The organism is Actinoplanes sp. NPDC051470, assembly GCF_040682035.1.
In the GTDB taxonomy this organism is placed as follows: Bacteria; Actinomycetota; Actinomycetes; order Mycobacteriales; family Micromonosporaceae; genus Actinoplanes.
Genome location: NZ_JBFBAA010000043.1, coordinates 38,580 through 63,863, shown reverse-complemented (window position 1 = coordinate 63,863; position 25,284 = coordinate 38,580). Strand labels below are relative to the sequence as shown.

Genomic DNA, 25,284 nt, shown 5'->3' with positions numbered 1-25,284 from the left:
CCTCCCTCAATGACCTCTCGGCGCCGAGGCCATCCGGGCCACGTCCCGCAGCACCAGGTCGAGGCTGCCGGTGCCGGCCCAGGACACCACCGGCACCCCGTGCTCGCGGAGCCGGCCCAGCACGTTGTCCCGCTCGATCCGCCACAGCCGGGTGGCCAGCGGCGTCCACGCGCTGCGCTGCGGCGGCGTCAGGCCCTCGGGCAGGGTGTCCACCGCCACCGTGTACCGGCCGCTCTGGGTGAGCCGGGCCAGCATGTCGGCCGACCGCGGGTCGACCAGCGGGGTGAGCACCACAACCAGCGCGTCCGAGGACACCTGGTGGGCGCCGAAGGCGTGTTCGAGGGCGGCCTCGGCGTCGTTGTCGGCCTTCACGTCGAGCAGCCACTCCAGGACGGTCAGGTACTGCCGGCGGCCGGTGGCGGGACGCAGCCGGCGGCCGTTCGCGCCGTACTCCAGCAGGGACACCCGGTCGCCGCGCTTGAGGTAGTGCTCGGCGATCGCCGCCGAGGCGCGGACCGTGGTGTCCAGGACCGAGGCGCTGCCCTTCAGGCCGCCCGAGACGCCGGCCTCGCCGAGCACGTCGAGCAGCAGCAGGACCTCGGCGTCGCGGTCCGAGAGGGTCGAGGCGACATGCAGGTCACGGGTACGCAGCGACACCCGCCAGTCGATCCGGCGCAGGCGGTCGCCCGGCATGAACGGGCGTACCCCGGCCAGCTCGCCGCCCTCCCCCGGCCGCCGGGACCGGTGCGGACCGACCAGCCCGGCCGCGGCGGGCATCGACTCGACCGCGGCGAACGGCTCGGTCATCGGGTAGACCCGCACCGCCCGGGCCGGCGTCACCACCGGCCGGCAGGCGAGCAGCCCCGAGCAGGCGGCGACCCGCGCCGCCGCCGGGCCGATCTCGTGCCGGCCCCACCGGCTGGCCTCGCCGGTCAGCTCGATCTCGGTCCAGTCGCCGACCGGCACGCTGATCGCGAACGGACGGTCGGCCTGCTCCAATTTCACCCACGGCGAGGCGCGGGTCCGCAGCACGACCAGGTCGTAGTCGAGGACATCCGGATTGGCGACGGTCAGGCCGGCGGTCACCGTGCCCCCCTCGACCAGGTGTTCCTCGTCGGCGCTGATGGTCACCTCGGGCGCCGAGCGCGGCATCCGGCGCAGGGCCATCGCGGCGCCGATCGCGAACGGCGCGCCCAGCAGCACCAGGTCGATGCGGCCCAGCGCGACGCCGAGCACCAGCAGCAGGCCGGTGAGCAGCACCGCGCGGCCCAGCGCCCGGGTGGGCACCCAGGCCGGCCCGCTCAGCGACTCGTCGGCCTCCTCCACCGCGGGCGGGGCGGCCAGACGCAGCCGGGGCCCCTCGCCGTCCGCAGCCCCACCACCGCCCAACATCGGACTGAAGGCACTACTCATGGCGCGCGTATGTGGGCATCGCGCCGCTGGCCGGCGCCGGCACCGCGGTCAGCACCTCCTCGACCACGAACGAGGGGTTGACCTTGCGCAACCACATCTCGGGCCGCAGGGTGATGCGGTGGGCCAGTGCGGGGACGGCCACCTCCTTGACGTCCTCGGGCACCACGAAGTCGCGCCCGGCCATCGCCGCCCGGGCCCGGGCCAGCAGCAGCAGCGCCAGCGAGCCGCGTGGCGACGAGCCGACCAGCGCCGACGCGTGCTCGCGGGTGGCCGAGGTGAGCGCCACGATGTAACGGCCGATGGAGTCTTCGACCACCACGTTCTCGAGCGCCGCCTGCATCGCCAGCAGCGAGCGGGAGTCGACCACCGGGGCGAGCAGCTCTTCCTCCTGGCGGCGGGTCATCCGCCGGCGCAGCACCTCCCACTCCTCCTCGGCGGTCGGGTAGCCGAACGACACCCGCAGCAGGAAGCGGTCGAGCTGGGCCTCGGGCAGCGGGTACGTGCCCTCGTACTCGATCGGGTTGGCCGTCGCCAGCACGTGGAACGGCGGGTCGAGCCGGTAGGTCACGCCCTCGACCGAGACCTGCTTCTCCTGCATCGCCTCGAGCAGGGCGGACTGGGTCTTCGGCGGCGTCCGGTTGATCTCGTCGGCCAGCAGCATGTTGGTGAAGACCGGGCCGGCCCGGAAGGCGAAGTCGCCCTTGCGCTGGTCGTACAGGAACGAGCCGGTGACGTCCGCGGGCAGCAGGTCGGGGGTGAACTGCAGGCGGCGGAAGTCGAGCCCGAGCGCCTGCGCGAAGGACCGCGCGGTCAGCGTCTTACCCAGGCCGGGCAGGTCTTCCAGCAACACGTGCCCGCCGGCCAGGATGCCGGCCAGCACCAGCTCCAGGGCGTCGCGCTTGCCGACCACCACGGTGCCGACCTGGTCGAGCACCGCACCGGCCAGCCGCCCCACCTCGTACGGGGAAAGGCCCTGCGCCGCGTCCGCCACCGATTCACTCCTTCGCAAGATCACAATTCACAGACGTTCGAGTGCGTCCACATAGCCGGCCAGATCCGCCCGTTTCGGCGGCCGCCGGCCGGGGTCGGCCAGCAGCAGCCAGAGCGGTTCACCGACCAGCTCGCGCGCGCGCCGCGGATCGGACGACCGGGTGATGCCGTGCCGCAGCCGCAGCCGCTCGTCGGTCAGCTCGGCGAGCACCGGCAGCACGTTACGCGAGAACCGGTCGGCGTCCGACTGCGACCAGTCCAGCCGGAGTTCCCACCGGCGCACGGAGGTCCGCAACGAGTCGCTGCCGGCCCAGTGGTATTCGCCCGGTTCCTCACCCGAGGCCCGCTTGGTGACCCGGGCCGACGAGGGCGGCGAGACCGCCGCGACGGCCAGCATGAGCAGCCGCAACGCGGCGAACGCGGACACCACGATCAGCAGCGGGACGCTGAGGCCGGCCATCCGCAGGCCGGCCACGGTGACCGTGGTGGCCACGGCGACCAGCAGCAGGTTGCGCACGACCCAGCCGGCCCGGGACGGCGGCCGCTTGACCCCAGGCTCGGGGGCGCGGCGGGCGGGCTGCTCGTCGGCGTACTGGAACAGCGCGTCGAGCCCGTCGCCGCCTTCCTCGCGGGTCATGACGGCACCTGGGTGGTGCCGAGGTCGGCGCGGAGCCGTTCCAGGGCCGATCGGGCCTGCGAGCGCATCTGGTTGTCGACCGTGTGCGTGGCGTAGCGGGCCTGGCGGTAGACCTCGAGCAGCGCGGCCAGCACGCCGGCGTCCACCTGCTGTTCGCGCAGCAGCCGGCCGACCAGGTCGGTGGGGCTGTCCCCGGCGTGCCGGGGCGTGCCGGCCGAGGCGGCGGCCTGTTCCAGCCGCACCCAGCAGGCGATCACCGCCCGGCGCGGGTCACGGTCGGTGTCGGAGAGCTCCTCGATGCCGGCGTCGAGCGCGGCGACCAGGTCTTCGGCGGTGTTCGGGTCGGTGCGCTCACGCTCGGGCCGGGCCCGGCGGCCGCGACGGCGGGCCTGGTCGCGCAGGATCGCCCAGACCACCAGGCCGATCAGCACCAGCGCGGCCACGCCGAGGACGACCAGCGCCGCGGTGGTCAGCCACGCGGGCAGGCCGCTGTCGGACGGCGGGGGCGTCCCGCCGCCGGCGGACGGCTGGTTCGTGGCGATCGGCTTGGTCGGCAGCAACGGGGCGGCCTCTTCGGGCGGCGCGTCCGGCCGGATCCGCTCCAGCTGGGGCAGCGACCGGGTGGCCGCCACCGAGGCGAGGAAGAGCAGGCCGAGGATGGCGGCCAGCGGCCACCATCGACGCAGTCGGGCGAGGTCCATCGAGCACGAATCATGCCAGGCCCGCCAAAGCTTTGGCACGGGCCAGCACCTCGTCGAGCATCGCCGGGGTCAATCGACCGGTGAAGGTGTTCTGCTGGGACACGTGATAGCAGCCCAGCAGGACCGGCGCGCCGGGCATCGCGACCTCGGCGCCGTGCCCGAACCTGGGCCGCGGAACGGGCGGCCGGAGCCCGTACACCCGGGTCAAGGACGGCCACCACGCGGCCCAGGCGAACGCGCCCAGCGCGATGACCACCCGCAGCGTGGGTCTGATCAAGGACAGCTCCCGATGCAGCCAGGGAGCGCAGGTGTCCCGCTCGGACGGCAGCGGCTTGTTGTCCGGCGGGGCGCAGCGGACCGCCGCGAAGATCCGGGTGTGCGCGATCGTCAGGCCGTCGTCGCGGTCGACGCTGAGCGGCTGGTTGGCCAGGCCGGCACGGTGCAGCGCGGCGAAGAGCACGTCGCCGCTGCGATCGCCGGTGAAGATCCGCCCGGTCCGGTTGCCGCCGTGCGCCGCCGGGGCCAGCCCGAGGATGCCGACGGCCGCGTCCGGCGGGCCCATCCCGGGCACCGGGCGCCCCCAGTACTCCTGGTCGCGGAACGCGGCGCGGCGCTCGGCGGCGACCTGTTCGCGCCAGGCCACCAGCCGGTCGCAGGCGAAGCAGTTCGCCACCTCGGCGTCGAGTCGCGGCAGGTCGGGCGCTTCCGCCGCCCGCGACACGACGTCGTCGGGGGTACGCGCGGTCATGACGCGCGGCGGCGCAGGCAGAGCAGGTAGCCGCCGTTGCCCGTACTCGAATAGACGATGAACTTCTCACCCTCGCTGAAGAACGTGTCGCAGGCCGGCCCGTCGGCGTCGGTCGTGCCGTTCACCCGCCCGGCCACCTCGTAGTCGGCCTCGGCCGAGTCGCACGGCACCACCTCGGCCCGGGCGGCGGTGCCGGCGGTGATCTCCCGGCTGGTGCCGTGCACGCAGTCGCCGGCCCGGGCGCCACCGGCCTTGTCGCCGAAGAGGAACTCCTTGGCCGCCAGCACCGAGATGCCGATGGCCAGCGCCAGCAGGATGTGGATGGTCACCTTGAAGGCGACCGACCCACGTTCAGCCTCGTGCACGCATGGGACGGTAGCGCGTCAGCCGGACGGTGTGGGGGCGGGCGCGGCGGGCGCCGGCTTGTTGCCCAATCGGAACGGCGCGTTCTCGGCGCAGTACGGGTAGACCGACTCCGGAGCGCCCCGGCTGTACGAGCCCTGGTCGTCGTAGCAGTTCGGGTCGCCCAGCCGGATCGGCTGACCTTCCTGGTCGAGCAGCCGCGCGCCCTCGACCAGGTTGCCCTCACGGTCATAGACGAAGACATCACGAACGTCGTTGTACGGATCGGAGTAGCCGGCGTTCATGTAGGGATCGGTCCGGCTGGCCGAGTCGGCGTCGCTGAAACCGGCCAGTGCGACCACCACCAGGATGCCGGTGCCGACGGTGTGCATCAGCCGCAGCGGCCGCTTCAGCAGGAACCGGCGGCGGCCGAACCAGATCGAGGCCAACACGCAGGTGGCGAGCATCCCGAGAGCCACCAGGTCGCTGCCGCCGACCCGGGGCAGCAGGCCGATCTGGCTGCCGTCGCCCAGGGCGCTGGCCAGCACCATGGCGACCAGGTAGCCGCGCAGCACCCACCACGCCGGACGGAGCTGGGCCAGGAAGTCGCTGGCCTTCGGCCGGCCGAAGAGCGGCCCGGAGCTCTCGTCGAGCTCGCGCACACGGGCGCCGAGCGAGGCGCGCGCCCGGCGCAGCCGGGTGGCCCTGCGCGGCGGCGGAGGCGGGTCGGGGAAGCCGCCACCGACGTAGCCGGCGCTGGCCAGCAGCTCGGCGGCGTACACCGACGGCGGGCCGAGCCGGTCGGCGAGCGTACCGATGTCGTCGGCGACCACCTCGGCCAGGTGTTCCGGCAGGTCCTCGAGCAGGCCCTCGCGGACCTCCTCGGGCAGGCCGGCCAGCGCGGCGCGGACCGCCTCGACGTAGGCCGTGATCTCGTCGATGTCGGTGTCTGTTGCGTTCACGCCGTCCCCCGCTCGCGAAGAAGGTCGTCCATGGTGGCTGAGAACTCCTGCCAGATCTTGCCGGAGTGCTGCAACTCGGCTCGTCCGGCGGCGTTCAGGGCGTAGTACTTGCGGTGTGGGCCTTCGTCGCTGGGCACCACGTACGCGTTCAGCAGCCCGGAGTTGAAGAGGCGTCGCAGCGTGCCGTAGACGGAGGCGTCGCCGACCTCCTCCAGCCCGGCCACCCGCAGCCGGCGGAGGATGTCGTAGCCGTACCCGTCCTCGTCCCGCAGCACCGCCAGGACGGCCAGGTCGAGCACGCCCTTGAGCAGTTGCGTCGCATCCACGCACCGCACACTACTGTGCAGTGCGAAGTACCGTCAAGAACAGAACAGTGGTGGCCCAGAACGGTATTCGCCGCCGAAACGGCGCGCCGGGCTACCGCTGGAGGGGTCAGACGAGGCCGTAGGCGATGCCGTCGAGGATGTCGTGCTCGCTGGCCACCACGTCGTGCTTCTCGGCCCGCTCCATGATCGTGCGGAGGATCAGGGCGCCGGCGCCGATCACGTCGGCCCGGCCGGGATGCATCACCGGCAGCGCGCGGCGCTCGGCCACCGTGGCCGCCAGCAGGTTCGCGGTGACCTTGGCGACCTGGTCGTACGAGATCGTGGCGTGGTGGATCCGGCCGGCGTCGTACCCGGGCAGGTCGAGAGCGAGAGCCGCCACCGTCGTGACCGAACCGGCCAGCCCGACCATCGTGTGCGCGAGCCGGCCCGGCACGGCCGCGAGCGCCTTGTCGACCTGGGCGGTGATGTCCTTCTCGGCCGCCGCGATCTGCTTGGCCGTCGGCGGGTCGGCGAACTTGTGCCGCTCGGTCATCCGCACGCAGCCGATGTTCACCGAGCTCGCCGCCTCGACCGCCGCCACCCCGGTGACGAACTCGGTCGAGCCGCCGCCGATGTCCACCGCCAGGAAGGGTGGGTCCTCGGTGAGCCCGTGCACCGCCCCGACGAAGGAGAGCGCCGCTTCCTCGTTGCCGGTGATCACCTCGGGGTCGACGCGCAGCACCGACCGCACCATGTCGCGGAACTCGCCCGCGTTCTTGGCGTCTCGTGACGCCGAGGTGGCGACCATCCGCACCCGGTCGATGCCCAGCTCGGCGATCTCGGCGGCATAACCGAGCAGGGCCTGACGGGTACGCTCGATCGCCTCCGGAGCCAGCCGGCCGGTGCGGTCGACGCCCTCGCCCAGCCGGACGATCTCCATCCGGCGGGACACGTCGGACAGCCGCTCGCCGTCCACGTCCGCGATCAGCAGACGGATCGAGTTGGTGCCGCAGTCGATCGCCGCGACCCTCATAGATGCAACAACATTCGCGTGTTCCCCAACGTGTTCGGCTTGACCCGCTCCAGGTCGAGGAACTCGGCGACACCCTCGTCGTACGAGCGCAGCAGCTGCTCGTAGACCGGGTGTGGCACCGGCGCCCCGTCGATCTCGGTGAACCCGAAGGAGCCGAAGAACCGGGTCTCGAAGGTGAGGCAGAAGACCCGGGCCACCCCGAGCTCACGCGCCACCCCGAGCAGCTCGGTGACGATCTTGTGGCCGATCTTGGCACCGCGGTGCAAGGGGTCGACCGCGACCGTACGGATCTCGGCCAGGTCTTCCCACATCACGTGCAGCGCGCCGCAGCCGACCACGGTGTCGTCCTGGTCGGCGGCGACCCAGAACTCCTGGACGCTCTCGTACAGCGTGACCGTGGCCTTGCTGAGCAGCCGCCGATCGGTGGTGTAGGTGTCGACCAGCGTGCGGATCGCCTTCACGTCGCTGGTCCGCGCCCGTCGTACGGTGATCATCGGCACTTGCCCTCGGACCAGAACTCGCCGATCGCGTCGCGCACCTCGTCGCCGAACGGGTTCACACCCGGTCCCGCCGCCAGCGCGTGCGCGAGGTGCACGTGCAGGCACTTCACCCGGTCGGGCATCCCGCCGGCCGACACCCGGGCGATCTCGGGCACGTCCTCGATCTCGGTCCGCCGGGCCAGATAGTCCTCGTGCGCCTTGGCGTAGCGGGCGGCCAGCTCCGGATCGGTGGCGAGCCGTTCCTGCATGTCACGCATCACCCCGGCCGACTCCAGCCGGCTGCACGCCGCCGTCGCGTGCGGACAGGTCAGGTAGTACAGCGTCGGGAACGGCGTGCCGTCGGCCAGCCGCGGCGAGGTCTCCACCACGTCGGGATTGCCGCACGGGCAGCGGTGGGCGATCGCTCGGGTGCCACGGGGGCGGCGGCCGAGCTGCGACTCGACAACGTCCAGGTCGGCCGGCTGGGGGGATTCCATCTAGTTTCGAGGCTCCGAATTGGCTGCTTGCACGCTGGACCACAGGGTGTCGTACCAGCGGTCGGGTGCGGCGGCGGCGGGTGCGCGACCGGCGTCCCGGGCGGCGCCGGCCGGGTCGTTCAGCACGATCAGCGGGGTCTCACCGGGGCGTACGTAGTAGAAACGCTCGCGCGCCTGGGCCACCACGTACTCCTCGTCCGACCAGAGCGCGACCTCGTCCGCCTTCTCGGCGATGAGCCGGCGCTGGATCTCCTGCGCCTGCTCCATCTTGGCGATCTGCGATTCCTGGGCGAGATAGACCCGCAGCGGGTACGTGTAGGCCAGCACCAGCGCCACCAGCACCGCGATCATGACCGTGGCCCGGCCGGTGATCGCCCGGGGCCGGGGCGCGACGGTGCGTTTGGCGGCCGCGCCCTTGGTCGCCGCGGTGCGTTTCGCGGCCATCGGGCGGGCCTGCCGGGCCACCCGCGGCTCGACCCGGGTGGACGACGTGTCGCGCACGCGAACACGCTGCGTGGGGCGGGACGCGCGGCCGGGGCGGCGCGCCGGACCCTGGCCGCTCGGCGTGCGGCGCTGCGTCATCCCTGCCCTCCCCCGTCATGGAGTTGCGGCACCTGCCACCGCGAACCTATGCCCCGGCGCGTCGATGCCACAACTCCATGATCCGACGATGCGGGACTACGCGGTGCGGTAACGCGGGAACGCGCCCGCTCCGGCGTACCGGGCCGCGTCGCCCAGCTGCTCCTCGATGCGCAGGAGCTGGTTGTACTTGGCGACCCGGTCGGACCGGGCCGGCGCGCCGGTCTTGATCTGGCCGGAGCCGACCGCGACGGCGAGGTCGGCGATGGTGACGTCTTCGGTCTCACCGGACCGGTGGCTCATCATCGTCTTGAGGCCGTTGCGGTGGGCCAGGTCGACCGCGTCCACCGTCTCGGTCAGCGAGCCGATCTGGTTCACCTTGACCAGCACGGCGTTGGCGGCCTTCTCGGCGATGCCGCGGCCGATCCGGGTCGGGTTGGTGACGAACAGGTCGTCGCCGACGATCTGGATCTTGTCGCCGAGCTGCGCGGTCATCGCGCTCCAGCCGGCCCAGTCCTCCTCGGACAGCGGGTCCTCGATGGAGACGATCGGGTACGTCTCGGCCAGCTTGGCGTAGTAGTTGATCATCTCCTCGGACGACTTGGGAGCGCCCTCGAAGACGTACGAACCGTCCTTGTAGAACTCCGTCGCGGCCACGTCCATGGCCAGCACGATGTCGGTGCCCAGGGTGAAGCCGGCGGCCTGCACGGCCTCGGCGATCAGGTCGAGCGCGGCCGCGTTGGTCGGCAGGCTCGGCGCGAAGCCGCCCTCGTCGCCCAGCCCGGTGGACAGACCCTTCTTCTTCAGCACCGACTTCAGCGCGTGGTAGACCTCGGCGCCGGTGCGGAGCGCCTCGGAGAACGTGGCGGCGCCGATCGGCGCGACCATGAACTCCTGCACGTCGACGTTCGAGTCGGCGTGGGCGCCGCCGTTGAGGATGTTCATCATCGGGACCGGCAGCAGGTGAGCGTTCGGGCCACCCAGGTAGCGGTAGAGCGGCAGCTGCGCCGAGAGGGCGGCGGCCTTGGCCACGGCCAGCGACACGCCGAGGATCGCGTTGGCGCCCAGCTCCGACTTGTCCGGGGTGCCGTCCAGCTCGAGCATCTTGGCGTCGATCAGGCGCTGCTCGTCGGCCTCGTAGCCGATCAGCTGCTCGGCGATCTGCTCCTCGACGTTCTCGACCGCCTTGGTCACACCCTTGCCCAGGTAGCGGCCCTTGTCGCCGTCGCGCAGCTCGATCGCCTCGAACGCGCCGGTGGACGCGCCGGACGGAACCGCGGCGCGGCCGATCGAGCCGTCGTCCAGCCCGACCTCGACCTCGACGGTGGGGTTGCCTCGCGAGTCGAGGATCTCCCGGGCGACGATCACTTCGATGGTGGCCATCTGTCGTGTGGCTCCTTGTGCTCGTACGGTTGCCTGTGTCGCGCTCCCGGGGCCCTTCGTCGCGTCGCCGGGGCATCATGGCTACTTCGTCACCGGAAGGGTATCGAGCCCGCGGGCCCGCCATGTCAGCGGCTGTTTTTTGTCCGATATGCGGCACGGATTTCCCTCATGCCGGTGGCCGGGCGGCCGATGTCGGCCAGCATGAGCGAACACGTGCTTCCCGAGGCCGGCGCCGACGTCGAACTCACCGCGGCGTGCTGCGACCCGGTGCCCGGCGTCCGCGTGGTCGCGACCGAGTCCGGCCTGCTCACCCTGTCGCTCGCCCTGGCGGCCGTGCCCCAGGCCGGCTCGAACGTCACCCTCCGGTGGCCGGCCGGCATCCGCGGCCGCTACTCCCTGCCGGTGCACGTCGCCCAGGTCGACGAGAACCGGATCCAGGTCCGCCCGATCGGCCGGGCCGAGATCGAGCAGCAGCGCAACTTCGTCCGCGGCGGCGGCGGGGAACAGGTGATGCTGCGCCGGCCGGGCCTGCCCGACGTGTACGGCTGGATCCGCGACATCAGCGAGCAGGGCGTCCGTGCCCACTTCGAGGACATCATCCTGGCCGAGCGGGAGGAGATCCGGCTGCGCGTGCAGCTCGACGACGAACTGGTCGACGTCGCCGCCCTGACCGGCAAGATCGCGTCGCTGCGGCAGACCGTCCCGGTCCACGGCCCGATGAGCGTGGAGGTCGTCGCCACCCTCCAGCCGGACGAGCACCAGGCCCAGCAGATCCGCCGGTACGTCATGCGGCAGCAGGTGCTGACGCGCGCCCGGAGCGCGGGATAGCGGTTTGCACCGTGGTGCCCGATCCGCTTAGGTGTTGCACGTGCCAGCCATCCGCCGCGCCCTCCCCGCGCTCCTCGCCGGCTGGCTGCTGCTCACCGGCTGCGGCGACCTGCCGGCCGCGTCGGCCCAGGGCCTGGCCGGGAACGACCTGGTCGGCGCGATGGTGACCCAGCTCACCGCCTCGGCCGGCCTCACCTACACGGCCGGCTACCACCTGGCCGGCGGCACCACGGCCACGTTCACCCAGGCGCAGAAACCCCTGCGGCAGGGGTACGACTATCCGGGCGGCCGCCTCGTCGTCAGCTCGTCCGAGGTCACCGACTGCCGCGGCGCCTCCCGGCCGGCCTGCACGCTGACCAGCCCGCCCGCGACCGGCTCGCTGCCGCCGGCGCTGTCCGCGGTCCAGTCCACCGGCCTCGTCCCGCCGCCCGTGGTGATCAAGCTGCTGAACACGGCGGCCCTCGACCAGAACGTCACGATCGCCCCTCGCGACACCACCATCGCCGGTCACCACGCCACCTGCCTCGACCTGACCGGCATCGACAACGCGGCCGCCCGTGACCTCGGCGTCTGCGTCACCAACGACGGCGTGCTGGGCAGCTTCAAGGGCATGATCGCCGGCCGGCAGGCCGACATGACCATGACCGAGTACGACCCCACGGCCCGATACACGGCCTTCACCCCGCCGCCGGGCGCCCGCTTCCCCTAGGCGGTGTTCATAACCCGGCCAGGGCTGCGGCGTGGCCGGGTTATGAAACACGGCCCAGCCACTTCGGGGGCGGTCAGACGCCCAGCAGCGTGCGCAGGTGGCGCGGCGGCGGGGAGCCGTGCGCGAGCATCGCGTCGTGCCAGGCCTTGGGCGTCGCGCCGAACGGGCGGCCGGCGGCGATGGCCGCGATCTCGGTGTAGCCGACGAAGTAGGTGGAGAGCTGGGTCGAGGTGAGCAGGGCCCGCCGCCACTTGCCGGCCGCCTCCCCCGCCTCCTGGAAGCCGACGTCCGTCATCAGGGCCATCGCCTCGGCCTCGGACAGGTCCTCGCAGTGGACCAACTGGTCGAGGACGGCGTTGAGGCTGGTGCGCAGCTGCATCTTGAGTTGTTGCATGCGCACCGGCAGGCCGCCGAAGCCGAGGCCGGCCATCAGCTCCTCGGCGTACACGGCCCAGCCCTCGACGAACGGACCGGAACCGCCGATGGCCCGGACCCGGGTGCGGCCGCGGAACCGGCGCGCATGCGCGATCTGCAGGAAGTGGCCCGGCATGGCCTCGTGCACGGTCAGGTTGCGGACCATGTGGTCGTTGTACTCGCGGTAGAGCGACTCGGCCCGCTCCGGCGACCAGTCACCGGGCGCGGGCGCGATGCAGTAGAACGTGGGCAGCCCGGCCGGCTCGAACGCCCCGGGTGAGTCGCAGTAGGCGACGGCCACCCCGCGGGCGAACTCCGGCATCTCCTCGATCACCAGCGGGTCGTCGACCAGCGTCAGCAGGTCGTGGTCGCGGACGAACGCGGTCGCCTCGTCCAGGCTGATCCGGGCCAGGCCGACGATCGTGTCGCCGTCCGGGTGATCGTCGGCGAGCCGGGCGAGCGCCTCGCGCACCGACCCGCCGGCGGCCAGCTCCCGAAGCTCGGCCCCGGCCGCCTCCACGTTGCGCCGGGCCCGGGACAGCACCTCGGCCGCGGGCAGCTCGGTGTCGAGCGTGTGCCACAGCCGCGCCTCCCACAGCCGGCGGCCCAGGCGAGGGTCGCGGCCGGGCACGTCCAGCCGGGTGCGCAGCCAGTCGCCGAACTCGGCCAGGGCGGCGGTCGCGGCGGCGGCGGCCGGTTCGACCGCGGCCCGCAACGCCGGCTCCCGGTCGAGCAGGCCGGGCACCTGGCCCTCGATCAGCCGGGCGACCCCGGCGAACTGGCCGATCGCCGTCTCCACGTGGATCCGCGGCATGTCCCGCAGCACCGCGCGGGCGGTGGCCAGCGCGTCGGGGATCGCCGCGAGCCGGCCCCCGAGGCTGGCCAGCCGCTCGGGCAGCGGCGCGAAGGGCCGGGCGATCAGCCCGTGGAGCAGTCCGCCGGGGTTGTGCAGCAGCGGGTTCCACTCGTGCTCGCGCACGTCGGTCAGCTCGAACAGCCCCCGCTCGACCCGGGCCGAGAGGATCGCGTGGTCGACCTGCTCCTCGGCGTCGAACGCGTCCGGGTCGATGCCGGCCAGCGCGTCGGCGGCCTCACGGAGCATGGTGACCCGCTCGGCCACGGCCCCCGGCGACAGGTCGGGCAACCGATCGTCGTAGCGGTGGTCCCCGACGTAGGAGGCCAGGCGCGGGTCGCTCTCCAGGAGCGCGTCAACGATCCGCTCGGCGGTGTCCACGAAGTCCGGCATGTCAGCAACCTACTCGGCGGCGCGCACCCGCGCGGCGTAGGCCAGGGTGGCCTCGCGCAGCGCCTGCTCGGGATCGCCGCCGGCCTCGCGCGCCTCGGCCACCAGCCGGAGCAGCGTCGAACCCAGCGAGTCGTCGGCCGGCAGCGGCACGGACAGGCCGGCGCGGGACGTGCGCTGCAGGATCTTGGCCGCCAGGGCCAGCGCCGGCTGGGACAGGGCCACGCCGTCCAGGGCCGAGTCGCGCGCCTTCTCCTGCTTCTTGATGCGTTCCCAGTTGTCGATGATGTTCTCGACCGAGTCGACCTGCTCGCCGGCGAAGACGTGCGGGTTGCGGCGGATCATCTTGTCGACCAGGGTGCCGGCCACGTCGTCGACGTTCCAGGCCGACTCGCCCGGCAGGTTCTCGGCCAGGCGGGCGTGCAGCACGACCTGGAGCAGCACGTCGCCGAGCTCCTCGCGCAGGGCGTCGAGGTCGTTCTCGGCGATCGCGTCGTAGGCCTCGTAGGCCTCCTCGAGCAGGTACTGGGCCAGGCTCTGATGGGTCTGCTGCAGTTTCCACGGGTCGCCGCCGGGCGAGGCCAGTCGGTCCATCACGGCGACGGCGTCGAGCAGGCGGGCGCCGGGCGGGTCCCAGGAGCCGTACATCAGCTCCATCTCGGCGAGCTGAGGCTCGCGGGCCAGCCGGAGACCGAGCTGCCGGGCGAAGTCCTGGTCGCCGGTCGGGCCGGCCAGCCAGACCACGGTCTCGTGGGTCGCGAGCTCGCCGACCAGCGCCTCGACATCCGGGCCCAGGACGGTCACCGGCACACCGGCCGCAACCCAGGCGTCGCCGGCGGCGGCCGAGTACACCGGATGGGCCCGGACCAGGTCCCAGGCCGCCGCGGTCAGCAGGCCGGTCGGTAGCCGCGGCGACGTGACCAGCAGGACGATGCGACCGGGCATCAGGACTTGTTCAGCACCGTCGCGTCGTCCTGGTCGACCAGCGGGATGGACACCAGGTTGAGCGGCTTGTTGTCGGGGCCGTTCTCGGCGTACACCGGGATCTCGCCGCTCGCGAACCGCGGGTTGATCTTCAGGTCGGCCTTGTCCCACTCGGTCTGCAGGTCTTTCTTGACGTTCAGCGCGCGGCCCAGCGTCTGCAGCGCCTCGGCCGACACGCTGGACTTGAACTCTTGATAGGTCAGGCCGGGCTTCATCTGACCGGTCTCCTCGAAGACCTCGAACACGTGCTTGACGTCGGCGTCCGGCGGGGTGCCCGGCTGTGCGGCCTGGAGCAGGCTGTTCAGCAGCAGGCGGCTCTCGCCGTAGAGGCGGACGTATTCCGCGTTGCCGGGCACGCCGATGCTGGCGCCGATCTCTTGAAGCGGCACGTCGGCCGGGAGCCGCACGTTCTTCGCCTTCGCGACCCGGGTGACCAGGTCGTGGGTGACCATCGCGCTGACCACCTCGGGCATGCTCACCGGCGCCGGGGCGGGTGCCCCGGAGGCGCCCGCGGCGGCCGGCTGGGCGGCCTTCTTGGCCGTCAGGTCGTCGAAGACGTGCTGCGCGTCGGCCACCGAGATCGTCCGGTCGCCGATGTAGGCGGCCACGTCGGGCTCGGACCGGCAGGCGGACAGCCCGCCGATGGCCAGGGCGGCGGCGACGGCGACGGACGCGAGACGGCGGGCACGCTGCATGCCGATGACTCTCTCACGTCCCTCAGGAGGCATGCTGGCGACCCCCGGAAGTGGCGGGCTCCCCGAGCACGTCCTTCAGCAGCTGCGCACACCACTGGAGCAGCGCCTGGTCGCGCAGCGGTTCGCCGCCGACCCGCCGGGTCATCGGCCGGGGCACGCTGACCTGGTCGTTGACCGACTTGTAGACGGAGTCGGGGTGGTACCGCTTCAACCGCATCTGCTTCGAGTCGAGCAGCGGCAGGGGCGAGAAACGCAGGTGCTTCCCCTGTACGGAGACATCGGTCAGGCCGTAGGTGCGGGCGAGCTGCCGGAACCGGGCCACCGCGATCAGGTTCGCGACCGGCTCGGGCGGCTCGCCGTACCGGTCGGTCATCTCGGCGACCACCTCGTCGAGGCGGGCGGTGTCCCGTGCCTCGGCCAGCTTCCGGTACATCTCCAGCCGCAGCCGTTCCACGTTGATGTATTCGGTCGGCAGGTGCGCGTCCACCGGCAGGTCGATCTTGACCTCGGTCTCCTCCTCCGGCCGCTCCCCCTTGAACTGCTGCACCGCCTCGCCGACCATCCGCACGTAGAGGTCGAAGCCGACGCCCTCGATGTGCCCGGACTGCTCGCCGCCGAGCAGGTTGCCGGCGCCGCGGATCTCCAGGTCCTTCATCGCCACGTACATGCCGGCGCCCAGTTCGGTGTGCTGGGCGATGGTGGCCAGCCGCTCGTGCGCCTGCTCGGTCAGCGGCTTCTCACGCGGGTAGAGGAAGTAGGCGTACGCCCGCTCGCGGCCCCGGCCGACCCGGCCGCGGATCTGGTGCAGCTGGGAGAGGCCGAGCAGGTCGGCGCGCTCGACGATGAGCGTGTTGGCGTTCGGGATGTCGATGCCGGACTCCACGATGGTGGTGGAGACGAGCACGTCGAACTCCTTCTCCCAGAAGCCGACCATGACCTTCTCCAGGGCGTCCTCACCCATCTGCCCGTGCGCCACCGCGATTCGCGCCTCGGGCACCAGCTCGCGCAGCCGGCGGGCCGCCCGGTCGATCGACTCGACCCGGTTGTGCAGGAAGAACACCTGGCCGTCACGGAGCAGCTCGCGATGGATGGCCGCGGCGACCTGCTTGTCGTCGTACCCGCCGACGAAGGTGAGCACCGGGTGCCGTTCCTCCGGCGGGGTGGCGATCGTGGACATCTCCCGGATGCCGGTGATCGCCATCTCCAGCGTCCGCGGGATCGGGGTGGCCGACATGGTCAGCACGTCGACCGACGCGCGCAGCGCCTTGAGCTGTTCCTTGTGCTCGACGCCGAACCGCTGCTCCTCGTCCACGATGATCAGGCCGAGGTTCTTGAACCGGGTCGAGTTGGCCAGCAGCCGGTGGGTGCCGATCAGGATGTCGGCGGTGCCGTCGGCCGCCTTCTCCAGGGTGTGCTTGGCCTCGGTCGGGGTCTGGAACCGGGACAGCTGCCGGATCTCCACCGGGAACTGGTTCATCCGCTCGGTGAACGTGTTGAAGTGCTGCTGGGCCAGCAGGGTGGTGGGCACCAGGATGGCCACCTGCTTGCCGTCCTGCACCGCCTTGAACGCCGCCCGGACCGCGATCTCGGTCTTGCCGTAACCGACGTCGCCGCAGATCAGCCGGTCCATCGGGACCGCCTTCTCCATGTCGTCCTTGACCTCGTGGATCGCCGAGAGCTGGTCCGGCGTCTCGGTGTAGGGGAACGCGTCCTCCAGCTCGCGCTGCCACGGCGTGTCCGGCCCGAACGCGTGGCCCTGGGACGCCTGCCGGGCGGCGTACAGCTGGATGAGCTGGGCGGCGATCTCGCGCACCGCCTTCCGCGCCCGCGCCTTGCTCTTCTGCCACTCCGAGCCGCCCATCTTGTGCAGCGTCGGCGACTCGCCACCGACGTAGCGGGAGAGCTGGTCGAGCTGGTCGGTGGGCACGAACAGCCGATCGCCGGGCTGGCCCCGCTTGGACGGCGCGTACTCGATGACCAGGTACTCCCGCTCGGCGCCGTTGACCACCCGCTGGACGAGCTCGATGTAGCGGCCGATGCCGTGCTGTTCGTGCACGACGTGGTCGCCCATCTTGAGCTCGAGCGGGTCGATCGTGTTGCGCCGCCGGGACGGCATCTTGCGCATGTCCTTGGTGCTGGCGCCGCGCCCGCCGGAGATGTCGTTGCCGGTGATGATCGCGAGCCGGGCCGGCTCGTCGACGAAGCCGTGGTTGAGCCCGCCGCAGGTGATCAGCAGCTGGCCCGGCTCGATCGCGGCCGGGATGCTGTCCACCGGGGTGACGCCGAGGCCGGCGTCGCGCAGCAGCTCGGTGGCGCGCTGGGCGGTGCCGTGCCCCTCGAAGACCAGCGCGATCGCCCAGCCGTCGGTCACCCATCCGGACAGATCGGCAGCGAGACGCGCGGTGTCACCGTGATAGAGCGGCACCGGCTGGGCCGACAGAGCGATCGCATCGCCCAGATCCGGCGAGACTTCGACGGTCTCGGTTGCGAGCCACGGCGTTTCGTCGGATCGGTCAGGTTCTTCGGAGGCCAGGCCGAACGGCGACACCGTCCACCATGGCTGGTGCAACGTGGTGGCGTGCGACCGCACGTCGGCCAGGGTCCGGAACGCCGCCGCCCCCACGTCGATCGGCGCCTGCCCACCCACGGCGGCCGCGGCCCAGGAGGCTTCGAGGAACTCGGCCGAGGTACGCGTCAGGTCGTGCGCCCGGGTCCGGATCCGCTCCGGGTCGCAGAGCAGCACATGCGTTCCCGGTGGCATGCAGTCGATCAGAAGCTCCATGCTGTCCGTCCCCTGGAGCAGGGCCGGCGCCAGCGACTCCATCCCCTCGACCGGGATGCCGTCGGACAGCTTGTCGAGGATCTCGCCCAGCTCCGGGTGTTCCACGGCCAGCTCGAAGGCCCGGGTCCGCACCTCGGGCGTCAGCAGCAGCTCGCGGCAGGGCGGCGCCCACAGCCGCCGCACCGGGTCGATGGTCCGCTGGTCGGCCACCGCGAAGGTGCGGATCTCCTCGATCTCGTCGCCCCAGAACTCGACCCGGGACGGGTGTTCGTCGGTCGGCGGGAAGACGTCCAGGATGCCGCCCCGGACCGCGAACTCGCCACGCTTGGTGACCAGGTCGACCCGGGCGTACGCCATGTCGGTGAGCCGCCGCGCGATCGCCTCGAGCTCGGCCTCGCCGCCGGTCGTCAGCTCCACCGGCTCGAGGTCGCCGAGGCCCTTGAGCTGCGGCTGAAGCAGGCTGCGGACCGGCGCCACGATGACCCGCAACGCCTCGCCGGGCGCCGGGTGGGCCAGCCGTCGCAGCACGGCCAGCCGCCGGCCGACGGTGTCGGAGCGTGGCGACAACCGCTCGTGCGGCAGCGTCTCCCACGACGGGTAGACCGCCACCGCGGCCGGGTCGATCAGGCAGCCGAGCGCGTCGGCCAGGTCGTCGGCCTCGCGGCTGGTGGCGGTGACCGCGAGCACCGGCCGCGAGGCGCCGCCACTGTCGGCCGGCGAGGCGACGGCGGCGACCACGAACGGGCGCAGCGAGGCGGGCGCGGTGAGGTCGAGGGCGTCGGAGTCGACCCCGCCCTTACGAGCGAGGTCACGGGAGCGGGCGAGCCCACGGTCGCGCAGGGCGGCCGGGATCAGACCGGACAGTTGCACGGAAGGAACTCCTAAGCAGGCACGGCGAGCAGCCCCACGCCCAGGAAGGACGGGGGGTACGCCACCCAGCTTAGTCCGCCCCGCGAGCAGGAAACGTGAGTCACCGCTATCGGACAACATGTCCGACATGGCCGTCTATACGTAACCAAGACTCCCCGATCACTGTTGCCAATTTCCGGGGAGGACAGTGCTGATGACGAATCGAGCTTTGCGCATCTTATTGCTCGTCTCAGCTTTCAACGGCCTGAGCCAACGTGTGTGGTGCACGCTGCGCGAGGCCGATCATGACGTCGGTGTCCTGCTCGCCACGAGTCCGAAAGACATGATCGAGGGGGTACGCGCCGCGCGTCCCGACCTCATCCTGTGCCCGTTCCTCAAGGAACGGGTGCCGGCCGAGGTGTGGCAGAACTGGCGCACCGTGATCATCCATCCCGGCCCGGTCGGCGACCGCGGCCCGTCCTCACTGGACTGGGCGATCGCCGACGGCGCGCGCCGCTGGGGCGTGACCGCGCTCCAGGCGGTCGAGGAGATGGACGCCGGGCCGATCTGGGCCACCCGCACGTTCCCCCTTCCCGCGGCCCCGCCGCGCAAGTCGTCGCTCTACACCGGCCCGGTGGCCGACGCCGCCCTGGAGTGCGTGGCCGAGGTCCTGGCCAAGGCGGCCGACCCGGACTTCCAGCCGGTGCCCACCGACGACATGCCGACCGAGGTGCCCGGCACCCGGCTGCGCCCGGCGATGCGCCAGGAGGACCGCGCGTTCGACTGGGCCGACCCGACGGAGGACATTCTGCGGCGGATCCGCGCGGCCGACGGCGCACCCGGTGTGCGGACCTCGGTGGCCGGGCTCGATGTCTTCGCCTACGACGCGCACCGCGGCCCGGCCCGCACCGGCCCGCCCGGCACGCTGCTGCGCCGCCGGCAGGGCGCGGTGCTGGTCGGCACCGGCGACGGCAGCCTCTGGCTGGGCCACCTGCGCGTGCCGGACGGCGTCAAGCTGCCCGCCGCGCGGCTGCTCGGCAAACGGCTGCGCGACGTGCCGGACGCTCCCCTGCCCCCGGGCGTCGAGCCGGAGTCGCCGGCCGCGTACCGGCAGATCCGCTACCGGCGGGCCGGCCGGGTGGGCTGGCTGACGTTCGACTTCTACAACGGCGCGATGTCGGCCGGGCACTGCCGGCGATTACTCGCGGCCCTCCGGCACGCCGCCGCGCAGAGCACCGACGTGCTGGTGCTGCGCGGCGGCACCGACTCGTTCAGCAACGGCATCCACCTGAACGTCATCGACGCCGCCCCGGACCCGGCTGCCGCCGCGTGGGCCACCATCCGGGCCGTCAACGAGGTGTGCCGGGAGATCATCACGTGCACGCGGCAGGTGGTGATCGCCGGGTACGCGGGCAGCGCCGGCGCCGGCGGGGTGATGCTCGGGCTCGGCGCCGACGTGGTCGCGGCCCGCTCCGGGATCGTCCTCAACCCCTACTACGACATCGGCCTGTACGGGTCGGAGCTGCACACGTACTCACTCCCCCGCCGGGTCGGCGCGGAGACGGCCCAGCGGCTGATCGACGACAAACTGCCGGTCAGCGCCGGACAGGCGGCGTCGCTGGGGCTGGTCGACGAGGTCGGCCCGCGGCACCCCGAGGCGTACACGGAGTGGCTGGCCGAGCTGGCCGCCGAGCTGGCCGAGCCGCGGGCCGCCAAGGCGAGGCGCGCGGCCAAGGCCCGGCGGCTGTCCGGTGAGCGGGTGCCGCTGGACGTGTACGAGGCCCGCGAGCTGGCCGAGATGAGCCGGGACATGTGGGCCGACCGGTCCGGGTTCGCCGCCGCCCGCCGCGCGTTCGTGAGCAAGCAGCGGCCGGCCTCCACGCCGGACCGGCTGCTGATGACGCCGGCCGGCCCGGGTAGGCCGATCGCCCGGCCCCGGATCACCGACGACGGCGACGGCCGGCCCGCGGTCCGCCCGGCCGTGCCCGTGTCCGCGTGAGCCTCAAACCACCCCTGGACCCGGCCGCCGTACGGGCGCTCACCGCCAAGACCGTCAAGCTGCCCCAGCGCTACGGCTACAGCGCGTACAGCGTGCTGGCCGGCCCGGCCGCCACCGCCGAGGAGGCGGGCGGCCGGGTGGAGATGCGCCGGCTGTCCCGCCGCCGCCCGTTCCTCACCCTGCTGATCACCGTGTTCGCGTTCGCCTTCGAGAGCACGTTCTTCGGCTGGCTGCTGCTCAAGATCGAGGTGCCCGACCACGACCTGCGCCCGATGCTCTACGCCGCGACCGTCTTCATGATCGCGGCGACCGCCCTGATCGAGCTGTTCCGGCTGGTCAACGTCGTGACGTTGTGCCTGTCCACGCTGTGGGCGCGGGATCCGCGGCCGATCGTGCCGGACGCGACGCTGCGGGTGGCCTTCCTGACCACGATCGTGCCGGGCAAGGAACCGGTCGAAATGGTCGAGCGCACGTTGCGGGCCGCGATCGACGTCCGGCACGCCGGGCCGTACGAGGTGTGGCTGCTTGACGAGGGCGACGACGCCGAGGTGAAGGCGATGTGCGGGCGCCTCGGCGTGCGGCACTTCACCCGCAAGGGCCGGCCCGATCGCAACACCGCCGCGGGCGAGTTCAAGGCCCGGACCAAGCACGGCAACTACAACTCCTGGGTACGCGAGCACGGCGACGCGTACGACGTCTTCGTGTCGGTCGACCCGGACCACGTGCCGCAACCGAACTTCTGCGAGCGGCTGCTCGGCTACTTCCGCGACCCGGACGTGGCGTTCGTGGTGGGCCCGCAGATCTACGGCAACTACGACAACGTGGTGACCCGCTGGGCCGAGTCGCAGCAGTACCTGTTCCACTCCCTGCTCCAGCGGGCCGGCAACCGGCGCGGCATCGCCATGCTGGTCGGCACCAACAACGCTGTCCGGATCAAGGCCCTCACCTCGATCGGCGGCCTGCAGGACTCGATCACCGAGGACATGGCCACCAGCCTGGTCGTGCACGCGACCCGGAACCCGGCCACCGGCCGGCGCTGGCGCTCGGTCTACACCCCGGACGTGCTGGCCGTCGGCGAGGGCCCGTCCACCTGGACCGACTACTTCAGCCAGCAGCACCGCTGGTCGCGCGGCACCGACGAGGTGGTGGTCCGGCAGTTCGCGCGGATGATCCCGCGGCTCGGCCTGGGCCGGGCGCTGCACTACGGCCTGCTGATGTCGTACTACCCGCTGACCGCGCTGGCCTGGCTCCTCGGTGCGGCCAACGCCGCCTGCTACCTGGTGCTGGGCGCCGAGGGGGTGCAGGTTCCGCATCAGGTGTGGCTGATGCTGTACGTCGACGCGGCGCTGTTCCAGGTCGGCCTGTACGTCTTCAACCGGCGGCACAACATCAGCCCGCACGAGGAGGCCGGCTCGTCCGGGCTGTCCGGGATGCTGGTCTCCACCCTGTGCGCGCCGATCTACGTGGCGTCGTACGCCGGCGCGCTGCTGCGCCGCAAGGCCGGTTTTGTGGTCACGCCCAAGGGCGACTCGGCCAGCCCGGACCGGCTCGCCACCTTCCGCCACGGCCTGGTCTGGGCCGCCTTCTACGCCGCTCTGCTGCTGATCGCGCCGCTGGCCGGGCACGTGGACGGCGCCATGTGGGTGTGGCCCGCGGTCAACATCGTCATCTGTCTCACGCCCACGATCGTCTGGGCCTTGCGAAAGGGAGGAACAGCGTGAAGCCCCGCCCCCGCCCCACTCTCGCCCGCCGGCTGGCGAGCGGCCTGGTCGCGCTCGCGGTACTCGGCGTCGTCGCCGTGGTGAACCGCCCGATGGTCGCCGCCGGAAGCGAGGCGTTCCACGAGTTCAGCATCAACCGGCAGTCCTACAAGGAGCGTTACGGCCACTGGGCCCGGCTGCCCGTGCCCCCCGAGTTCCGGGTCAACGCCATCCACGCCGCGCTGCTCAACACCGGGAAGGTGCTGATCATCGCGGGCAGCGGCAACAACCGGGAGGCGTTCCAGGCCGGCACCTTCCGGACGATCCTGTTCGACCCGGCCACCGACACGTTCACCGACGTGCCGACGCCGACCGACGTCTTCTGCGCCGGACACACTTTCCTGCCCAACGGCAACCTGCTGATCGCCGGCGGCACCAAGTCGTACGAGGTGCTGGAAACCGACATCAAGCACGCGGCCGGCGTACTCAAGATCAAGAATGAGTCGCCCGACCAGGGGCCGCGGTTCTTCCCCAAGGGCACCCGGGTCACCTCTCCGACCGGGTACGTCTACCTCACCCGCGCCGACGTGACCGTGCCCGCGGCGACCAAGATGCAGCACGGCCGGCAGTGGATGGTGCACGCCGGCCAGGCCGAGGTGTGGGTCGACGCCGAGCTGGCCGGCAACGCGCCGATCGTCCGGCGGCCGGCCCAGTACCGGGTCGCCGACCTGAGCGGCGATGTCTACGGGCTGGCCGACAAGATCACCCGGGAGAAGCAGGAGTACGGCGGCGACAAGACGTCGTACGAGTTCGACCCGCGCACCGAGCGCTACGTCCGGGTCGGCGACCTGGTGAAGCACCGCTGGTATCCGACGCTGACCGAACTGCCCGGCGGCAACGTGCTGGCCGTGTCCGGTCTGGACGAGTTCGGCAGGATCCTGCCCGGCGACAACGAGAAGTACGACCCGGCCACCCGGCGCTGGACCGCGGCGCCGGAGCTGAAGCGGGTGTTCCCGACGTACCCGTCACTGCATCTGATGGCCGACGGGCGGCTGTTCTACTCGGGCTCCAACTCCGGGTACGGCTCGGACACCGTCGGGCGTACCCCCGGCATCTGGAACGTGCGCACCAACCGCTTCTCCGACGTGGCCGGCCTGCGGCAACCGCAGATGACCGAGACCAGCTCGTCGGTGCTGCTGGCGCCGGCCCAGAAGCAGAAGGTGATGATCCTCGGCGGCGGCGAGGTGGGCGAGTCGCCGGTGTCGACCGCGCGGACCGACGTCATCGACCTCACCCAGAACCGGCCGCGCTACCGCCCGGGACCCGACCTGCCGGCCCCCGCGCGCTACCTCAGCACCGTCCTGCTGCCGGACGACTCGGTGCTCACCACCGGCGGCTCGTCCGGCTACCGGGGCGGCGCCTACCAGGGCCGGGCGCGCAGCGACCTGTTCAACGCCCAGCTCTACCGGCCGACCACGAACCGCTTCGAGCGGCTGGCCGACTCGACCGTCGGGCGCAACTACCACTCCGAGGCGATCCTGCTGCCCGACGGCCGGGTGATCACCATGGGCAGCGACCCGCTCTACGACCGCACCGGCCGCAATCCCGGCACCTTCGAGCAGCGCGTCGAGGTGTTCAGCCCGCCCTACCTGTTCCGCGGCGCGCGGCCCGCTCTGACCAGCGGCCCGGCGTCGATCAGCCGCGGCGGCAAGGCCTTCTTCGGAACGCCGTCCCCGCGCCGGATCGTCGGGGCGCGGCTGATGCGGCCCAGCGCGGTCACCCATGTCACCGACGTCGACCAGCGTTCGGTCGCAGCGTCCGTGGCCGCGGCGCCCGGCGGCGTCACCCTCACCGTCCCGTCCGGCCGCGGGCTGGTGCCGTCCGGCTGGTACATGGTGTTCCTGGTCGACGATCGCGGTGTGCCGTCGGCCGGCCGCTGGGTGAAGGTGCGCTGATGGCGACCCACGCCCGGGTGGGGCGGCGGGCGTGGCTCGCGGTTTCGGTCGCCCTCGCCGCCGTGGCCGTGGGCGCCTCCCTCGTGGTGGCCAGCTCGCCCGAACCGCCGGTCTACTCATCGCCCGCGTCTCCCATGCCCTCACACACCGTGCCCGCCTCGGAGTTCTATGTGGACCCGGCGGGTGCGGCCGCCGAGCAGGTGCGGGCCTGGGAGCAGACCGGGCGTACGGCCGACGCGGCGCTGCTGCGGAAGATCGCGGACCGGCCGGTCGCCACCTGGTTCGCCGACGCCGAGCCCGGGTTCGCGGTGCGCGCCCAGACCCTGGTCGGTGACGCCGCCCGGGCCGGCCGGCTGCCGGTGCTGACGCTCTACCACATCCCGCACCGGGACTGCGGCGGCCAGTCGGCGGGCGGGGCGCCGGACGGCCCGGCGTACCGCGACTGGATCGCGGCCCTGGCCACCGCCCTGGACGGGCATCGCGCGGTGGTGGTCCTGGAGCCGGACGCGGTGGCGCAGGCCGTGCAGGGGTGCCTGTCCGACACCCGGACGGCCGAGCGCTACGCGTTGCTGGCACACGCGGTCGACACCCTGCGGGCGGTGTCCGGCGTGACGGTCTACCTGGACGCGGGCAACCCGTCCTGGATCAGGTCACCGGCGAAGATGACGGCCGGCCTGCGCAAGGCCGGCATCGCGCGGTCGCACGGCTTCGCCCTGAACGTGGCCAACTTCGAGACCACCACGGCCAACGTCCGCTACGGCACGGCCCTGTCCCGCATCCTCGGCGGCGCCCACTTCGTCATCGACACCAGCCGCAACGGCAACGGCCCGGCCCGGCCCGGCGCGGGCGACCAGCACTGGTGCAATCCGCCCGGCCGCAAGCTGGGCGAGGCGCCGACCCGGCGCACGGGTCACGCCCTGGTCGACGCCTACCTGTGGATCAAACGCCCCGGCGAGTCCGACGGCGCCTGCGGCCCGGACGCCCCGCCGGCCGGCGTGTGGTGGCCGGAGTACGCCCTCGACCTGGCCCGCTGAGGAACCGGCCCGCTGAGGAACCG

23 protein-coding genes are annotated in these 25,284 nt (G+C 72.4%); 6 read left to right on the top strand and 17 right to left on the bottom strand.

Annotated features, from left to right (window positions below; translation table 11 throughout):
- Positions 1-6 precede the first annotated feature (6 nt).
- From AB0M54_RS43410 to eno, 13 genes are all read right to left on the bottom strand, one after another.
- A complete protein-coding gene (locus AB0M54_RS43410) occupies positions 7-1,413 on the bottom strand; it encodes a DUF58 domain-containing protein (protein WP_364478395.1) in 1,407 nt (468 codons plus the stop codon).
- Positions 1,406-2,404: a MoxR family ATPase gene (locus AB0M54_RS43405; RefSeq protein ID WP_364318766.1), complete on the bottom strand. Its 999-nt coding sequence runs from the start codon at positions 2,402-2,404 to the stop codon at positions 1,406-1,408. Before AB0M54_RS43405 ends, AB0M54_RS43410 begins: the two co-directional genes overlap by 8 nt.
- Before the next feature lie 27 nt (positions 2,405-2,431).
- Positions 2,432-3,040, bottom strand: coding sequence for a hypothetical protein (locus AB0M54_RS43400; RefSeq protein ID WP_364478392.1), 609 nt, complete (start codon positions 3,038-3,040; stop codon positions 2,432-2,434).
- Positions 3,037-3,741, bottom strand: coding sequence for a DUF4129 domain-containing protein (locus tag AB0M54_RS43395; protein WP_364478389.1), 705 nt, complete (start codon positions 3,739-3,741; stop codon positions 3,037-3,039). Before AB0M54_RS43395 ends, AB0M54_RS43400 begins: the two co-directional genes overlap by 4 nt.
- A 10-nt stretch (positions 3,742-3,751) precedes the next feature.
- Positions 3,752-4,489 (bottom strand): uracil-DNA glycosylase, encoded by a 738-nt coding sequence (locus AB0M54_RS43390; protein WP_364318761.1) that lies wholly within the window; start codon positions 4,487-4,489, stop codon positions 3,752-3,754.
- Positions 4,486-4,854 carry a hypothetical protein gene (locus AB0M54_RS43385; protein ID WP_364478386.1) on the bottom strand — a complete coding sequence of 123 codons (369 nt, stop codon included), beginning with the start codon at positions 4,852-4,854 and terminating at the stop codon, positions 4,486-4,488. Before AB0M54_RS43385 ends, AB0M54_RS43390 begins: the two co-directional genes overlap by 4 nt.
- Before the next feature lie 18 nt (positions 4,855-4,872).
- A complete protein-coding gene (locus tag AB0M54_RS43380) occupies positions 4,873-5,793 on the bottom strand; it encodes a hypothetical protein (protein ID WP_364318757.1) in 921 nt (306 codons plus the stop codon).
- Positions 5,790-6,119, bottom strand: a complete 330-nt coding sequence (locus AB0M54_RS43375) for a PadR family transcriptional regulator (RefSeq protein ID WP_364318755.1) — start codon at positions 6,117-6,119, stop codon at positions 5,790-5,792. Before AB0M54_RS43375 ends, AB0M54_RS43380 begins: the two co-directional genes overlap by 4 nt.
- Positions 6,120-6,225: 106 nt before the next feature.
- Entirely contained in the window at positions 6,226-7,131 is a 906-nt protein-coding gene (locus AB0M54_RS43370; protein ID WP_364478383.1) for a Ppx/GppA phosphatase family protein, read from the bottom strand.
- A complete protein-coding gene (locus tag AB0M54_RS43365; RefSeq protein ID WP_364318751.1) occupies positions 7,128-7,625 on the bottom strand; it encodes an amino-acid N-acetyltransferase in 498 nt (165 codons plus the stop codon). Before AB0M54_RS43365 ends, AB0M54_RS43370 begins: the two co-directional genes overlap by 4 nt.
- Positions 7,622-8,107, bottom strand: a complete 486-nt coding sequence (locus AB0M54_RS43360; RefSeq protein WP_364318749.1) for a DUF501 domain-containing protein — start codon at positions 8,105-8,107, stop codon at positions 7,622-7,624. Before AB0M54_RS43360 ends, AB0M54_RS43365 begins: the two co-directional genes overlap by 4 nt.
- Positions 8,108-8,689 carry a septum formation initiator family protein gene (locus AB0M54_RS43355; RefSeq protein ID WP_364318748.1) on the bottom strand — a complete coding sequence of 194 codons (582 nt, stop codon included), beginning with the start codon at positions 8,687-8,689 and terminating at the stop codon, positions 8,108-8,110.
- A 96-nt stretch (positions 8,690-8,785) separates the two neighbouring features.
- Positions 8,786-10,069, bottom strand: coding sequence for a phosphopyruvate hydratase (gene eno, locus AB0M54_RS43350; RefSeq protein ID WP_364318746.1), 1,284 nt, complete (start codon positions 10,067-10,069; stop codon positions 8,786-8,788).
- 168 nt (positions 10,070-10,237) lie between these two features.
- Between eno and AB0M54_RS43345 the strand changes: the two genes are divergently transcribed.
- Positions 10,238-10,897, top strand: a complete 660-nt coding sequence (locus AB0M54_RS43345) for a hypothetical protein (RefSeq protein ID WP_364318744.1) — start codon at positions 10,238-10,240, stop codon at positions 10,895-10,897.
- A gap of 40 nt (positions 10,898-10,937) precedes the next feature.
- Positions 10,938-11,606: a hypothetical protein gene (locus tag AB0M54_RS43340; protein ID WP_364318743.1), complete on the top strand. Its 669-nt coding sequence runs from the start codon at positions 10,938-10,940 to the stop codon at positions 11,604-11,606.
- 73 nt (positions 11,607-11,679) lie between these two features.
- Here AB0M54_RS43340 and AB0M54_RS43335 read toward each other — a convergent pair whose 3' ends face one another.
- The 4 genes from AB0M54_RS43335 to mfd are packed head-to-tail and all read right to left on the bottom strand — an operon-like array spanning position 11,680 to position 18,594.
- Complete coding sequence (locus tag AB0M54_RS43335; protein WP_364478380.1) at positions 11,680-13,266, bottom strand: DUF885 domain-containing protein; 1,587 nt, start codon at positions 13,264-13,266, stop codon at positions 11,680-11,682.
- Between the two features lie 9 nt (positions 13,267-13,275).
- Positions 13,276-14,208, bottom strand: coding sequence for a MazG family protein (locus tag AB0M54_RS43330; RefSeq protein WP_364318739.1), 933 nt, complete (start codon positions 14,206-14,208; stop codon positions 13,276-13,278).
- Positions 14,208-14,942, bottom strand: a complete 735-nt coding sequence (locus tag AB0M54_RS43325) for a hypothetical protein (protein WP_364318737.1) — start codon at positions 14,940-14,942, stop codon at positions 14,208-14,210. The genes AB0M54_RS43330 and AB0M54_RS43325 overlap by 1 nt, the downstream gene beginning before the upstream one ends.
- 22 nt (positions 14,943-14,964) lie before the next feature.
- Entirely contained in the window at positions 14,965-18,594 is a 3,630-nt protein-coding gene (gene mfd, locus AB0M54_RS43320; protein ID WP_364478374.1) for a transcription-repair coupling factor, read from the bottom strand.
- A 208-nt stretch (positions 18,595-18,802) separates the two neighbouring features.
- Between mfd and AB0M54_RS43315 the strand changes: the two genes are divergently transcribed.
- From AB0M54_RS43315 to AB0M54_RS43300, 4 genes are read left to right on the top strand one after another with little or no spacing between them, the layout of a single operon-like run.
- Positions 18,803-20,572 (top strand): enoyl-CoA hydratase-related protein, encoded by a 1,770-nt coding sequence (locus AB0M54_RS43315; protein ID WP_364478371.1) that lies wholly within the window; start codon positions 18,803-18,805, stop codon positions 20,570-20,572.
- On the top strand, positions 20,569-22,293 hold the full coding sequence (locus AB0M54_RS43310; protein WP_364318731.1) for a glycosyltransferase family 2 protein: 1,725 nt from the start codon (positions 20,569-20,571) through the stop codon (positions 22,291-22,293). The genes AB0M54_RS43315 and AB0M54_RS43310 overlap by 4 nt, the downstream gene beginning before the upstream one ends.
- On the top strand, positions 22,290-24,227 hold the full coding sequence (locus AB0M54_RS43305) for a galactose oxidase-like domain-containing protein (protein WP_364478368.1): 1,938 nt from the start codon (positions 22,290-22,292) through the stop codon (positions 24,225-24,227). Before AB0M54_RS43310 ends, AB0M54_RS43305 begins: the two co-directional genes overlap by 4 nt.
- Positions 24,227-25,261, top strand: a complete 1,035-nt coding sequence (locus AB0M54_RS43300) for a glycoside hydrolase family 6 protein (RefSeq protein WP_364318727.1) — start codon at positions 24,227-24,229, stop codon at positions 25,259-25,261. Before AB0M54_RS43305 ends, AB0M54_RS43300 begins: the two co-directional genes overlap by 1 nt.
- The last annotated feature ends 23 nt before the right edge of the window (positions 25,262-25,284 follow it).

Bases quoted from the DNA above. Each gene is read 5' to 3' on its own strand.
- AB0M54_RS43410 (WP_364478395.1), bottom strand. From the start codon at position 1,413: ATGAGTAGTGCCTTCAGTCCGATGTTGGGCGGTGGTGGGGCTGCGGAC.
- AB0M54_RS43400 (WP_364478392.1), bottom strand. From the start codon at position 3,040: ATGACCCGCGAGGAAGGCGGCGACGGGCTCGACGCGCTGTTCCAGTAC.
- AB0M54_RS43395 (WP_364478389.1), bottom strand. From the start codon at position 3,741: ATGGACCTCGCCCGACTGCGTCGATGGTGGCCGCTGGCCGCCATCCTC.
- AB0M54_RS43390 (WP_364318761.1), bottom strand. From the start codon at position 4,489: ATGACCGCGCGTACCCCCGACGACGTCGTGTCGCGGGCGGCGGAAGCG.
- AB0M54_RS43370 (WP_364478383.1), bottom strand. From the start codon at position 7,131: ATGAGGGTCGCGGCGATCGACTGCGGCACCAACTCGATCCGTCTGCTG.
- AB0M54_RS43365 (WP_364318751.1), bottom strand. From the start codon at position 7,625: ATGATCACCGTACGACGGGCGCGGACCAGCGACGTGAAGGCGATCCGC.
- AB0M54_RS43360 (WP_364318749.1), bottom strand. From the start codon at position 8,107: ATGGAATCCCCCCAGCCGGCCGACCTGGACGTTGTCGAGTCGCAGCTC.
- AB0M54_RS43355 (WP_364318748.1), bottom strand. From the start codon at position 8,689: ATGACGCAGCGCCGCACGCCGAGCGGCCAGGGTCCGGCGCGCCGCCCC.
- eno (WP_364318746.1), bottom strand. From the start codon at position 10,069: ATGGCCACCATCGAAGTGATCGTCGCCCGGGAGATCCTCGACTCGCGA.
- AB0M54_RS43345 (WP_364318744.1), top strand. From the start codon at position 10,238: ATGCCGGTGGCCGGGCGGCCGATGTCGGCCAGCATGAGCGAACACGTG.
- AB0M54_RS43335 (WP_364478380.1), bottom strand. From the start codon at position 13,266: ATGCCGGACTTCGTGGACACCGCCGAGCGGATCGTTGACGCGCTCCTG.
- AB0M54_RS43330 (WP_364318739.1), bottom strand. From the start codon at position 14,208: ATGCCCGGTCGCATCGTCCTGCTGGTCACGTCGCCGCGGCTACCGACC.
- AB0M54_RS43325 (WP_364318737.1), bottom strand. From the start codon at position 14,942: ATGCAGCGTGCCCGCCGTCTCGCGTCCGTCGCCGTCGCCGCCGCCCTG.
- AB0M54_RS43300 (WP_364318727.1), top strand. From the start codon at position 24,227: ATGGCGACCCACGCCCGGGTGGGGCGGCGGGCGTGGCTCGCGGTTTCG.